The sequence below is a fragment of the Sinorhizobium chiapasense genome, from assembly GCF_045277575.1.
Classification (GTDB): domain Bacteria; phylum Pseudomonadota; class Alphaproteobacteria; order Rhizobiales; family Rhizobiaceae; genus Ensifer; species Ensifer chiapasense_A.
In genome coordinates, this window is sequence record NZ_CP144205.1 from 3,195,001 (window position 1) to 3,207,977 (window position 12,977).

At 64.0% G+C, this 12,977-nt stretch carries 12 protein-coding genes (1 of these 12 running past the window's edge); 11 read left to right on the forward strand and 1 reads right to left on the reverse strand.

Annotation, left to right across the window (positions count from 1 at the left end):
* The 7 genes from QM996_RS15415 to QM996_RS15445 form a co-directional block, all read left to right on the forward strand.
* On the forward strand, window positions 1–909 hold the 3' portion of the coding sequence (locus QM996_RS15415; RefSeq protein ID WP_429815199.1) for an ABC transporter substrate-binding protein. 297 nt of this gene lie to the left of the window's left edge; only the last 909 of its 1,206 coding nucleotides appear in the window; its start codon lies beyond the left edge, outside the window; its stop codon occupies window positions 907–909.
* A 14-nt stretch (window positions 910–923) separates the two neighbouring features.
* Window positions 924–1,706, forward strand: a complete 783-nt coding sequence (locus QM996_RS15420; protein WP_429815196.1) for an ABC transporter ATP-binding protein — start codon at window positions 924–926, stop codon at window positions 1,704–1,706.
* A 1-nt stretch (window position 1,707) separates the two neighbouring features.
* Complete coding sequence (locus QM996_RS15425) at window positions 1,708–2,409, forward strand: ABC transporter ATP-binding protein (protein WP_500268219.1); 702 nt, start codon at window positions 1,708–1,710, stop codon at window positions 2,407–2,409.
* 3 nt (window positions 2,410–2,412) lie between these two features.
* Complete coding sequence (locus QM996_RS15430) at window positions 2,413–3,300, forward strand: branched-chain amino acid ABC transporter permease (RefSeq protein ID WP_500268220.1); 888 nt, start codon at window positions 2,413–2,415, stop codon at window positions 3,298–3,300.
* Window position 3,301: 1 nt separating this feature from the next.
* Window positions 3,302–4,288 carry a branched-chain amino acid ABC transporter permease gene (locus tag QM996_RS15435; protein ID WP_500268221.1) on the forward strand — a complete coding sequence of 329 codons (987 nt, stop codon included), beginning with the start codon at window positions 3,302–3,304 and terminating at the stop codon, window positions 4,286–4,288.
* A 93-nt stretch (window positions 4,289–4,381) separates the two neighbouring features.
* Window positions 4,382–5,977, forward strand: coding sequence for a GMC family oxidoreductase (locus QM996_RS15440; protein WP_500268222.1), 1,596 nt, complete (start codon window positions 4,382–4,384; stop codon window positions 5,975–5,977).
* A gap of 264 nt (window positions 5,978–6,241) precedes the next feature.
* Window positions 6,242–7,249: a Tim44 domain-containing protein gene (locus QM996_RS15445; protein WP_500270327.1), complete on the forward strand. Its 1,008-nt coding sequence runs from the start codon at window positions 6,242–6,244 to the stop codon at window positions 7,247–7,249.
* 71 nt (window positions 7,250–7,320) lie between these two features.
* Here the strand turns inward: QM996_RS15445 and QM996_RS15450 are convergent, their stop codons facing one another.
* Window positions 7,321–8,253 (reverse strand): LysR family transcriptional regulator, encoded by a 933-nt coding sequence (locus tag QM996_RS15450; protein WP_500268223.1) that lies wholly within the window; start codon window positions 8,251–8,253, stop codon window positions 7,321–7,323.
* A gap of 84 nt (window positions 8,254–8,337) precedes the next feature.
* On the opposite strand from QM996_RS15450, the gene QM996_RS15455 reads away from it, so the two are divergent.
* The 4 genes from QM996_RS15455 (at window position 8,338) to ppk2 (ending at window position 12,895) form a co-directional block, all read left to right on the forward strand.
* Window positions 8,338–8,826: a DMT family transporter gene (locus QM996_RS15455; RefSeq protein ID WP_500268224.1), complete on the forward strand. Its 489-nt coding sequence runs from the start codon at window positions 8,338–8,340 to the stop codon at window positions 8,824–8,826.
* A 249-nt stretch (window positions 8,827–9,075) separates the two neighbouring features.
* Window positions 9,076–10,317: an MFS transporter gene (locus tag QM996_RS15460; RefSeq protein ID WP_500268225.1), complete on the forward strand. Its 1,242-nt coding sequence runs from the start codon at window positions 9,076–9,078 to the stop codon at window positions 10,315–10,317.
* Between the two features lie 63 nt (window positions 10,318–10,380).
* On the forward strand, window positions 10,381–11,859 hold the full coding sequence (locus QM996_RS15465; protein WP_500268226.1) for an aldehyde dehydrogenase family protein: 1,479 nt from the start codon (window positions 10,381–10,383) through the stop codon (window positions 11,857–11,859).
* A gap of 115 nt (window positions 11,860–11,974) precedes the next feature.
* Window positions 11,975–12,895 carry a polyphosphate kinase 2 family protein gene (ppk2, locus tag QM996_RS15470; protein ID WP_500268227.1) on the forward strand — a complete coding sequence of 307 codons (921 nt, stop codon included), beginning with the start codon at window positions 11,975–11,977 and terminating at the stop codon, window positions 12,893–12,895.
* The last annotated feature ends 82 nt before the right edge of the window (window positions 12,896–12,977 follow it).

Genomic DNA, 12,977 nt, shown 5'->3' on the forward strand with positions numbered 1-12,977 from the left:
GAACTGACCAGTTCCTCGGTCGGCCTTGCCGTGCAGGCGCTGTCGAAGGAGAAAAAGAAGATCACCATCAACACCGGCGCCGCGACCACCGAACTCACCGGCAAGCAATGCTCACCCTATGGCTTCCACTGGGCCTACGACACGCACGCGCTTGCGGTCGGTACCGGCGGCGCACTCGTCAAGCAGGGCGGCGACAGCTGGTTCTTCCTGACCGCCGACTATGCCTTCGGCTATTCGCTCGAAGAAAACACCAGCAACTACGTCAAGGAAAACGGCGGCACGGTGGTCGGCTCCGTCCGTCATCCGCTGGCAACCACGGACTTCTCTTCCTTCCTGCTGCAGGCACAATCCTCCGGCGCCAAGGTGATCGGTCTGGCCAATGCCGGTCTCGACACCTCGAACGCCATCAAGCAGGCGGCCGAATTCGGCATCGTCCAGGGCGGTCAGCGCCTCGCGGCCCTACTCTTCACGCTCGCCGAAGTCCATGGCCTCGGCCTTGAAGCAGCCCAGGGCCTGACGCTCACCGAAGGCTTCTACTGGAACCGCAACGAGGAGAGCGCCAAATTCGGCAAACGCTTCATGGAGCGGACCGGCAAGATGCCGAACATGGTCCATGCCGGCACCTATTCGGCCGTGCTCTCCTATCTGAAGGCGATCGAGAAGGCCGGCACTGACGATGCCGATGCCGTCGCCAAGGAACTGCGCGCGCTTCCGGTCAATGACGTCTTCGCCCAGAACGGCAAGGTCGCCGAGAACGGCCGCATGATCCACGACATGTACCTGTTGGAAGTGAAGAAGCCGGACGAAAGCAAGGAACCCTGGGACTATTTCAAGGTTCTCGCCACCATTCCGGGCGCGGAAGCCTTCATCGATCCGGCCAAGAGCGGCTGCGACCTCGTGAAGTCGTAAGCGGTCCGATCGCAATGAGCGCACCGGTCAGCGAACCGAATGGCGCGCCGCGGGTGGTTCTGTCCGCCCGCGGTCTGCGCCGCGACTTTGGCGGCTTCACCGCCGTCAACAACGTCAATCTCGACGTCCACCATGCGCGCGTGCATGCGTTGATCGGTCCGAACGGCGCCGGCAAGACGACGGTCTTCAACCTGTTGACCAAGTTCCTGCAGCCGACCGACGGCACGATCACGCTGCTTGGCGAGGACATCACCCGCACGGCGCCGGACAAGGTGGCGCGCATGGGCCTAGTGCGCTCCTTCCAGATTTCCGCCGTCTTTCCGCACCTGACGGTGCTCGACAATGTTCGCGTCGCGCTGCAGCGGCCGAACGGACTTGCGACCCAGTTCTGGAAGCCGATCTCGGCGCTCGACGGGCTCAATGCCAAGGCCGACCAGTTGATCCGTTCGGTCGGCCTGGAGCGCGAGCGCAACGCCGTTGCCGCCGACCTTTCCTATGGCCGCAAGCGCGTGCTGGAAATCGCCACCACCCTGGCGCTTGACCCCAAGGTGCTGCTGCTCGACGAGCCGATGGCCGGCATGGGCCACGAGGATGTCGGTATGGTCGCCGAGATCATCCGCGAAGTCGCGCGCGAGCGCGCCGTGCTGATGGTCGAGCATAATCTCTCGGTCGTCTCGACGCTCTGCCACCACGTCACCGTGCTCCAGCGCGGCGAGATCCTGGCCGAAGGCGACTATGCGAAGGTGTCGGCGGACCCGCGCGTGCGCACCGCCTATATGGGCACCGAGGAGGCCTGACATGAAACCGCTCCTAAAAGTCTCCGGTCTCAATGCCTGGTACGGCGAAAGCCACATCCTGCACGGCGTCGACCTGACGGTCGGCGAAGGCGAGATGGTCACCCTTCTCGGCCGCAACGGCGTCGGCAAGACGACCACGCTGCGCTCGATCATGGGCATCGTGCGCAAGCGCAAGGGCGAGATCAGTTTTGCCGGCGAAGACCTGATGAAAGTGCCGCTGCACCGGGTCGCCCATCACGGTCTCGGCTTCATCCCGGAAGAGCGCGGCATCTTCTCGACGCTTTCGGTCCATGAAAACCTGCTGTTGCCGCCCGCCGTCGCCAAGGGCGGCATGACGATCGACGAGATCTTCGAGCTTTTCCCGAACCTCTACGAACGCCGCAGCAGCCCCGGCACGAAGCTTTCCGGCGGCGAACAGCAGATGCTGGCGATCGCCCGGATCTTGCGCACCGGCGTGCGCATGATGTTGCTCGACGAACCGACCGAGGGGCTTGCCCCGGTCATCGTCCAGCGCATCGGCGACGTGCTGAAAACCCTGAAGCAGCGCGGCATGACGGTGCTATTGGTCGAACAGAACTTCCGCTTCGCCAGCAAGGTTGCCGACCGCTTCTACCTGATGGATCATGGCCAGATGGTCGGCGAATTCCCGGTTGCGGAACTCTCCACCCGCATGGACATGCTGCATGATGTGCTGGGAGTCTGAACCATGAGCACGATATTCGGAATTCCCATGCAAGCCTTTCTCGGGCAACTGTTGATCGGACTGATCAACGGCTCGTTCTATGCGCTTTTGAGCCTCGGCCTGGCGATCATCTTCGGCCTCCTGCGCGTCATCAACTTCGCCCACGGCGCGCAATACATGCTCGGCGCCTTCTTCGCCTGGATGCTGCTGTCGCATTTCGGCATCGGCTATTGGCCGGCGCTGATCGTGGCACCCGTCGCCGTCGGTCTCGTCGGCGCGGTCATCGAGCGCACCATGCTGCGCCGGCTCTATACGCTGGATCCGCTCTACGGCCTGCTATTCACCTTTGGCCTGGCGCTGACCATCGAAGGCACCTTCCGCTATCTCTACGGCGCGTCCGGCCAGCCCTATGCGACACCGTCGCAGCTTGCCGGCGGCACCAATCTCGGCTTCATGTTCCTGCCCATCTATCGCGGCTGGGTGATCGTCTTCTCGCTCGTCGTCTGCATCGGCACCTGGCTGGTGATCGAGAAGACCAAGCTCGGCTCCTATCTGCGCGCCGCCACCGAAAACCCGGTTCTGGTGCAATCCTTCGGCATCAACGTGCCGTTCCTGCTGACGCTAACCTATGCGCTGGGGGCTGCCCTTGCCGCCCTTGCCGGCGTGCTCGCCGCGCCGATCTACCAGGTTTCGCCGCTGATGGGTTCGAACATCATCATTGTCGTCTTCGCGGTGGTGGTCGTCGGCGGCATGGGCTCGATCATGGGCGCGATCGTTACCGGCTACCTGCTCGGTGTTGCCGAGGGATTGACCAAGGTCTTCTATCCGGAAGCCTCCAACATCGTGATCTTCGTGATCATGGCCATCGTTCTCATGATACGGCCGGCGGGCCTCTTCGGCCGGGATGCTTGATATGACGCTGACACTCGACATCGACAAACCGAAGGAAAAGAGCCCGGTCGTCGCCCAGACCCTGTTCCTGGGAATTGGATTGGTACTCCTCGTCCTGGCGCCCCTGTTCTTCTATCCCGTCTTCCTGATGAAGCTCCTCTGCTTCGCGCTCTTTGCCTGCGCCTTCAACCTGCTGCTCGGCTATACCGGCCTGCTCTCCTTCGGCCATGCGGCCTTCTTCGGCGGCGCGGCCTATTTCACCGCGCACGCGGTCAAGGAATGGGGCCTGCCGCCGGAACTCGGCATCCTTGTCGGCGTCGTCGGTGCGGCGGCGCTCGGCCTGATCGTCGGCTATCTGGCGATCCGCCGGCAGGGCATCTACTTCGCCATGATCACGCTGGCGCTGGCGCAGATGTTCTATTTCTTCTGCCTGCAGGCGGAATTCACCAAGGGCGAGGACGGCATCCAGTCCGTGCCGCGCGGCCACCTCTTCGGCTTCATCGATCTCAGCCAGTCGACGAACATGTACTATTTCGTGCTCGGCGTTTTCGTCATCGGTGTCGCCATCATCTGGCGCATCATCCATTCGCCCTTCGGCATGATCCTGAAATCGATCCGCGAGAACGAGACACGCGCCGTGTCGCTCGGCTACTCCGTGCGCAACTACAAGCTCGCAGCCTTCGTCATGTCGGCGGCACTCACCGGTCTTGCCGGCGGCGTCAAGGCGCTGGTCTTCCAGTTCGCGACCCTCACGGACGTCGGCTGGCAGATGTCCGGCGAAGTGATCCTGATGACGCTGCTCGGCGGCATCGGCACGCTGATCGGCCCGCTCTTCGGCGCCGGGCTGGTGGTGACCCTGCAGAATTATCTCGCGACCTCGGAATTCCCGGTGACGATCATCACCGGTCTCGTTTTCATGGTCTGCGTGCTGCTTTTCCGTCGCGGCATCGTCGGCGAGTTCTATAATTCGCGGCTCGGCCGCAAACTCGGTTTTGAACACAGACAGTAGCTGGCCTCCTCTCGCCCGCGCCGCGGGCGGGAAGAAGCCGTCGCCCGATCCCGATCACTGACGGATCGAGCCCCGAACATCGAGAGAGAACCCATGGACACGTTCGACTACATCGTCGTCGGAGCGGGTAGTGCCGGCTGCGTGCTTGCCAACCGCCTTTCCGAAAACCGAGGGCATCGCGTGCTGCTGCTGGAGGCCGGCGGCCGCGACAACTATCACTGGATCCATATTCCGGTCGGCTATCTCTATTGCATCAACAATCCGCGCACGGACTGGTGCTTCACCACGGCCGCCGAAGAAGGCCTCAACGGCCGCTCGCTCGGCTATCCCCGCGGCAAGGTGCTCGGCGGCTGCTCGTCGATCAACGGCATGATCTACATGCGCGGCCAGGCGCGGGACTACGACCATTGGCGCCAGCTTGGCTGCACCGGTTGGGGTTGGGACGATGTGTTGCCGCTCTTCCGGAAATCGGAGGACCACTATCAGGGCGCCGATGAGATGCACGGGGCAGGCGGCGAATGGCGGGTGGAGAAGGCCCGCGTGCGCTGGGCGGTTCTCGATGCTTTCCAGAAGGCAGCCTCCGAAGCCGGCATTCCCGAAACACCGGATTTCAACCGCGGCAGCAACGAAGGCTCCGGCTATTTCGACGTCAACCAGCGCTCCGGTATCCGCTGGAATACGGCGAAAGCGTTCCTTCGCCCGGCGCAGAAGCGCGGCAACCTCACGGTTCTCACCAAGGCGCATGTGCGCAAGCTGATCATCGAAGGCGACCGCATCGCCGGCGTCGAGTTCCAGCACGACGGCACGGTCAAGCGTGCCCGCGCCAGCCGCGAAACAGTGCTTTCCGCCGGCGCGATCGGCTCGCCGCATATCCTCGAACTCTCAGGCATCGGCCGCGGCGACGTGCTTCAGGCAAACGGCATCGAGCTTCGTCACGAACGCGCGGGCGTCGGCGAAAACCTGCAGGACCACCTTCAGCTCCGCATGGCCTACAAGGTTACGGGCGTGCCCACCCTCAACGAGAAGGCAAACTCGCTTTTCGGCAAGGCGTCGATCGGGCTCGAATATCTGCTCAGGCGCTCCGGACCGATGGCAATGGCACCGAGCCAGCTCGGCATCTTCACCAGGTCCGGCCCGGAGAAGGAAACGCCCGACCTACAATATCACGTGCAACCCGTCTCGCTCGACAAGTTCGGCGAGCCGGTTCATTCCTTCCCCGCGATCACCGCCAGCGTCTGCAATTTGCGGCCGGAAAGCCGCGGCTCAGTGCACCTGAAAGGCCCGGACTTCGCCGCCGCACCGGACATCCGGCCGCGTTACCTGACCGCCGAAGCCGATCGCAACGTCGCCGTCAGCGCCATCCGGCTAACGCGGCGGATCGTCAAGCAACCCTCCTTCGCCCGCTTCAATCCGGTCGAGTTCAAGCCGGGCCCCTCCTACGAGTCCGAGGACGATCTGAAACGTGCGGCCGGCGATATCGGCACGACGATCTTCCACCCGGTCGGGACCTGCCGCATGGGTGCCGATCCGGAAAGCGTGGTCGATCCGGAACTGCGCTTTCGCGGTCTTAAGGGATTGCGCATCGCCGATGCCTCGATCATGCCGACGATCACCTCTGGCAACACCAACTCGCCGACGATCATGATCGCCGAAAAGGCAGCGACGATGATCCTGGCGGCCAATCGGTAGAGCAATTCCAGCCAAAGTGTGCGGCGATTGGCATCAGGAAACACGTCGCATCGCCCCCATCGAAGATGCTGATTCCAGATCGGATTCGGCACCGGGAGCGGCGGCGGATAACGGTAAACTGGCCGAAAAGCGACGCGGAAAGCTTAAATCTCAGGCCTTGAGCCCCTATATCGGACGCTTATGGCTCAGTTTTGGGCCCAAGCAAGATTAGGGGTTTTGATGGCAATGCAGCGATTTGGGCGTTTTGGACGAGCTCTGGCAATGATGGCGATCGGCTTGACCGTCGCGCTGACCGTTGTGGACGTCGCCGAAGCGCGGCGCTCGGGCGGCGGCTTCGGCAGCCGCGGCACCCGCACCTTCTCGCAGCCGCCCGTCACCCGTACCGCGCCGACCAACGCGGCGCCGATCGACCGCTCGATGACGCCGCGCCAGGACGCCGGCCCGACCACGACCAACCCGGCGGCCAGCCAAACGCGCCCGACCACCGCTAACCAGCCGAACAGCCGTCCCGGCTTCTTCAACGGCTTCGGCGGATCATTGCTCGGCGGCCTCATGGTCGGCGGCCTGATCGGCATGCTGATGGGCGGCGGCTTCGGCGGCGCTGCCGGCTTCCTCGGCCTGATCGTGCAGATGCTTCTGATCGGCGGCCTGATCATGCTCGCCATGCGCTTCTTCGGCCGCAACCGCCAGCAGCCCGCCTATGCCGGCCCGTCCGAGCGGTCCTCGGGTCAGCCGTCCTCGGCCGGCACGCCCTCGTTCAAGATCCCGAGTATCGGCGGCGGCCAGGCGGGTGGTCCGGCAAGTGCGCGCCCGACTGCAGCACCGGCGCCGGCTCCGGTTACCGACGGCCCCGCCGATGAAATCGGCGTCCAGCAGGTTGACCTCGACCAGTTCGAAAAGATGCTGAAGGACGTGCAGGCGGCCTACGCCGCGGAGGACTACGGGACGTTGCGCCGCCTGACGACGCCGGAAGCCATGTCCTATCTGGCCGAAGAGCTCAGCGACAACGCGACGAGCGGCGTCAAGAACGATGTGCGCGACGTGCATCTCGTCCAGGGCGATGTCGCCGAAGCCTGGTCGGAAAACGGGACGGACTACGCCACCGTCGCGATGCGTTACGAAAGCATCGACGTGATGCGCGACCGTGCCACCGGCAAGGTGATCAGCGGCGATCCGGATAACCTGACCGAAGCGGTCGAGCTCTGGACCTTTGTCCGCAAGCCCGGTGCGCAATGGCAGGTTTCGGCGATCCAGGGCGTCAGCCACGACTGACGCGAACAAGATCCACGAAAGGCCCGGTCGGCACCGCTGACCGGGCCTTTTCGTTTTCAGGATCACGCTTTTCAGGACAGCGCGTTGGACGAAGGCGCCTCCGGCGGCGCGAGGATGTGGGCGATCAGGTCCCGGAGCCAACGATGGGCGGGGTCGCCGTCGCGTCGCCGGTGCCAGATTTGCCGGAAAGCAAAGGGCGGGATGGCGAAGGGCGGCTCGAAGACGGCCAATGATCCGATCTCCGCGTCTTGCGGCAGGATGCGACGCGCCACCGTCAGCACGAGGTCGGTTCCGCGCACAAGCCCAGGCGCGGCGCTCCAATGGGGCAGCGCCAGGGCGATGCGGCGCTTGTGTCCCGTGGCCGCCAGCGCCAGGTCGATCTCGTTGCCGGCATCGCCGCGCAGCGAGACGAGAATGTGCGGCCGCTCCAGATAGGCCGCGAGATCCATCGTCTTTTCACCACCAAGGCTGGCGCCATCGGCCAGGCAGGCAAAATGCTCCTCGAAGAGAAGCGATGTCCGAAGATCCTCGGCCAGTCTCGGAAACACGCCAAGCGCCAGATCGATCTCGCCGTCGACCGCCTGCGACATCATCACCTCGCGGCTCGCCTGGTTGACGATGAGGTCGACGTTCGGGGCCTGCCGGCGCAGCACCGCCATCAATTGCGGCAGCAGAACGAGTGCGGCGTAATCGGACATCGCCAGCCGAAAGACATGGCGCTCACGCGCCGGATCGAACGGCTGAGACCCCATGAGTTGGTGCATGTGAGCGAGCGCCTCGGCAAGCCGCGGCGCGATCTCGAGTGCGCGCACGGTCGGCTCGAGCTGACCGCCATGGCGCACCAGCAAGGGATCGTCGAAGAGAGCCCGCAAACGCGCCAGCGCGTGGCTGACGGCCGGCTGGCTCTTGTTCAGCCGGAGCGCCGCGCGGGAGACGTGGCGCTCAGCCAGAAGGGCATCGAGCACCACCAGCAAGTTCAGATCGATTCCGCCGAGACTATTCATTCGCCGAATATAGCACGTACGAAATTGGAATTTCCATTCCTGACATCGATGGGAGAGGATGGGTCAATCAAGAAGGAAAAAACAATGCCCAGTCTCTCCTCCCTCCTCCTGCTTGCCGCGGCGATCTTCGCCGGCGCCGTCGTCCCCCTCCAGGCCGGTGCCAATGCCAACCTCGGCCGCCTCCTCGGCCACCCGCTCTGGGCGACGGTCGTCTCGCTCGGCGTCAGCCTCGCGCTCATCCTGCCGATGCTGATCGCCTTTCGGGCGCCTTTGCCCAGCCTTGCGGCGGCATTCAAGGGTCCGTGGTGGATCTGGATCGGCGGCGCCGCCGGCGTGATCTACATCACCGCGGCTCTCATCCTTGCGCCGAAGCTCGGCGCGGCAAGCTTCATCGTCGCCGTCATCGCCGGCCAGATGGCCATCTCCATGCTGATCGATCACTTCGGCCTGATGGGCTTCCCGGTAAAGCCCGTCAATGCGACGCGGCTCGCCGGCCTGCTGCTGATCGTCGGCGGCATGGTCGTCACACAGATCGCCAACGTCACTCCGGCATTGGCCAATGCAACGCGATAGCACATAGCCGCAACGCGGCAGCCTCGACCAGCGTGCTGCCGCTTGTCACATGAGAAGCGTGCATGATAGATGGCCGATCATGTCGAGCGAACCTCATTTGATGGCCTGATCTGCCCCGCAAGGCGGGGCTTACAACTGTGAGCCCAGAACCGTCCGCCAGTTGAGCGGACAGATTTCGTTCGCATCGATCCGCCCAATCGCCGGCCCTTCAAGGAGCCTACGGATCGACTGCCTGCTCTCGGGCTCGTCATGACCACATCAAACCTTTGGGGCTCAGCCGCCCTTCGCCACATCAGCCTCGTTCTCGTCGTTCATTCCTTCGGCTCCTGGATGCTCGTTGCCGCGTTGCCGCTCATCGTCGCGGCACGCTTCGGCGCCGGCGCGGAACTCATCGGCAGCCTGGTGCTTCGCCTTCTGCCGCGCCTGCTGTTTGCGCCGCTTGCCACTGCGCTCATCCGAAGGACGGGCCCACGCATTCCCGTCCTCTGCGCAATCGCGGGCATCGCCGCAGCAATCCCAGGCCTGGCGCTTGCGCCGGATGCCATGACGTTCCAAGCCATCGTCGCCCTCATCGGCCTTGCCGATACGGTGATCGCGCCGGGCCTCCTGGCGCTTCGCGCCGCATCGGTTCCGCCCGGCCGCAACATGGAAGCCAATACGGCCTTTCAGGCCATCAACCGCTTCGCCAAGATCTTCGGCCCGCCGGCGACAGGCCTCGCAGCCGCGGCAACCTCTATCTCGATCACCCTTTTCGCCCTGGCGCTCGCCTATGTCGTCGCGGCAACTCTCCTGCTGCGCCATGCCGGCAACCAGCCACCTCGCGAGCCGTCGGCCTCGGGCACCCTGAATTTCCGGCAGGAGGCAATCGCGATCATCAGCGACATTCCGCTGCTCTGGGCTCTGCTGCTCCCGGCCCTCGGTTACATGGTTTCGCTTGGCGCGCTGCAGCCGTTCCTGTTCTGGCTCAACCGTGACCAGTTCCACCTTGGGCCTGAGATGTGGACCGTGTTGCTTGGAGCCCAAGGGTTGGGCGCCCTCCTCGGCGCCCTCGTCTCAAACCGGCTGGCAAGGGCGCTGACCGATACGCGTACGCTGCTGATTGCCTATCTCGTCGCAAGCCTGCTCGAGGGCATCTCGACCTTCGCGCTGATCTTCGCGCCCAACCACGGTACGGCCATGGCGCTTTTGATTATCGGCGGCATGCCGGAGATGGTCGCCTTCGCGGCCTACTTCACCCTGGTGCAGCGATGCCTGTCTCTGGAGCGCCAGACGGTGTTCTACACCCTCACCCTGCCGCTGATGGACTTGAGCCTTGCCATCGGGATGTTGTCGGGAGCGATGCATACGAACGGGTTCATGTCCCTCGGGCAATTTTGGCTGTTTGCCAGTGCCTGTGCCGTCCTGCCGATCCTGCCCTTCCTCGCATGGCGAGGGAGGATCGCCGACCGCCAGGCGGCTGCACCGAACCAAAAAGATCAACGTCAGCCGTAACTTGCGGCTGGCGCGATCGGTCTAGTCTGGCCATACTCGGTTCGGGCTGAAAAGGGGTATGGCATGCAAGACCGGTTGTTCATCGATGGTAAATGGGAAAAGCCGCGGCGCGGCGGCACGCTCGACGTGGTCAACCCGGCGACGGAGGAGATCATCCACCGTGCGCCGGCAGCAACCTACGAGGATGTGGACCGGGCGGCGAAGGCTGCCCGTATCGCCTTCGATAGCGGCCCCTGGCCGAAGCTGTCAGGCACCGAGCGCGCGGCCTTTCTTCGGGCGTTCGCCGCAAAAATCGAGGAGAAGCGCCACTCGCTGGCGCGGCTCGAGGTCGCCGACAACGGCAAGCCGCTGCCGGAAGCGCTCTGGGACATCGACGATGCCGCCGGCTGCTTCCGCTACTATGCCGGCCTTGCCGAGGAACTGGACGCCAATCCGGAGGAGACGATCGCCGTCGGCGACAGCCGCTTCACCGCACGTGCCGTGCGCGAGCCGCTCGGCGTAGTCGGTGCGATCACGCCCTGGAACTACCCGCTGCTGATGGTCTCCTGGAAGGTGGCGCCGGCGCTGGCCGCCGGCTGCACCATCGTGCTCAAGCCCTCGGAACTGACGCCGCTGACGGCGCTGGAACTCGGCGTCATCGCCGAGGAAATCGGCCTGCCCCCCGGTGTGCTCAACATCATTACCGGCACCGGCGCGGATGCCGGCCAGCCGCTCACCGAGCATCCGTTGCTCGACAAGCTCGCCTTCACCGGCTCTGTCGTGACCGGCCGCAAGGTGATGATGGCCGGCGCTCAGGACATCAAGAATGTCAGCCTCGAGCTCGGCGGCAAATCGCCCTTCGTGGTCTTTGCCGACAGCGACATCGACAAGGCCGTCGAATGGATCATGTTCGGCATCTTCTGGAACCAGGGCCAGGTCTGTTCGGCGACCTCGCGCGTGCTCGTCGAGGAAGAGATCTACGAGGCGGTCGTCAAACGGCTGTGCGAGGAAGCCGCGAAGATCACCATCGGCAACGGCCTCGAGGACGGCACGCTGCTCGGGCCGATCGTTTCCCAGGGTCAGTATGACAAGGTCGTCGGCGCCATCGACCGTGCCCGCCAGGACGGTGCCACGGTCGCCGCCGGCGGCGGCCGCCCGGCCGGCCTCAACAGCGGCTATTTCCTCGAGCCAACCGTGCTCACCGACATGCGCGAGGACAGCTTCGTCTGGCGCGAGGAGATTTTTGGCCCGGTCGTTTGCGTCAAGCCGTTCCGCGAGGAGGCGGACGCAATCCGGATGGCCAATGACAGCCGCTTCGGGCTGGCGGCGGCGGTCATGTCGGCCGACAGGGAACGCTGCGAGCGTGTGGCCCGCGCCTTTCGCGCCGGCATCGTCTGGATCAACTGCTCGCAGCCGACCTTCACCGAGGCGCCATGGGGTGGCTACAAGCAGTCGGGCATCGGTCGCGAACTCGGCCGCTGGGGCCTTTCGAACTATCTTGAGACCAAGCAGATCACCAGCTTCGACACCGACGAACCGTGGGGCTGGTATCTCAAGGAATAGAGAACCTCTGGGCGCGGGAGCCCGGCGTCAAATTCCCTTCATGCGGCTATGAAATAAGCCGACTAAGGATAGCAGCGCAAAGCTGCCACCGGACGGGCTGTATTCGGAGGGTCAGATGAACAGATCGAACGACGGGATCGAAATGCAGGACTGGCTGGAGGCGGAACTGGCCGACACGCTGGATGAAGACTATGAACTTGAGCTTTCCGAACCGGTGCTCTCTGAAGAGATCCGCAAGATCTATCGCAAGAACCACCCGCCATCGATCCCGCGCATCGATTACTTCCGCACGCTACTGCGGCTACAGTCGGAGCTGATCAAGCTTCAGGACTGGGTGGTCTACCACAAGGAAAAAGTGGTGGTGATCTTCGAGGGGCGCGATTCCGCCGGCAAGGGCGGCGTAATCAAGCGCATCACCCAGAGGCTCAATCCGCGCGTCGTGCGCGTCGCCGCGCTGCCGGCACCCTCCGACCGTGAAAAGACGCAATGGTATTTCCAGCGCTACGTGCCGCACCTGCCGGCCGGTGGCGAGATCGTGCTCTTCGACCGCTCCTGGTACAACCGCTCCGGCGTCGAACGGGTCATGGGCTTTGCCACCGAAGATCAGGTCGAGCAGTTCTTCAACGACGTTCCGGAATTCGAGCGCATGCTGGTCCGCTCCGGCATCCGGCTCGTCAAATACTGGTTCTCGATCACCGATGAGGAACAGCAGATGCGCTTCCTGGTGCGCATCCACGATCCGCTGAAGCAGTGGAAGCTCTCGCCGATGGACCTGCAGTCGCGGGTGCGTTGGGAAAACTATACCAAGGCCAAGGAAGAGACCTTCGCTCGCACCAACATTCCCGAAGCGCCCTGGCATATCGTCGAAGGCAACGACAAGAAGCGTGCCCGGCTGAACTGCATCGATCACCTGTTGACGCAGATCCCCTACGAGGACGTGCCGCACGAGGAAATCGCCCTGCCGGAACGCGTCTTCAACCCGGACTACGAGCGCAAGGTGCTGCCGCCGGAACTCTACGTGCCCGCGAAATACTGACCCCGACGGCGCAGCGGCGTCTGCGCCGACGCCCCGGCCGCAGTTGAAAGCCGGGCGGCACCCGCCCGCCTCGCTTGCAATA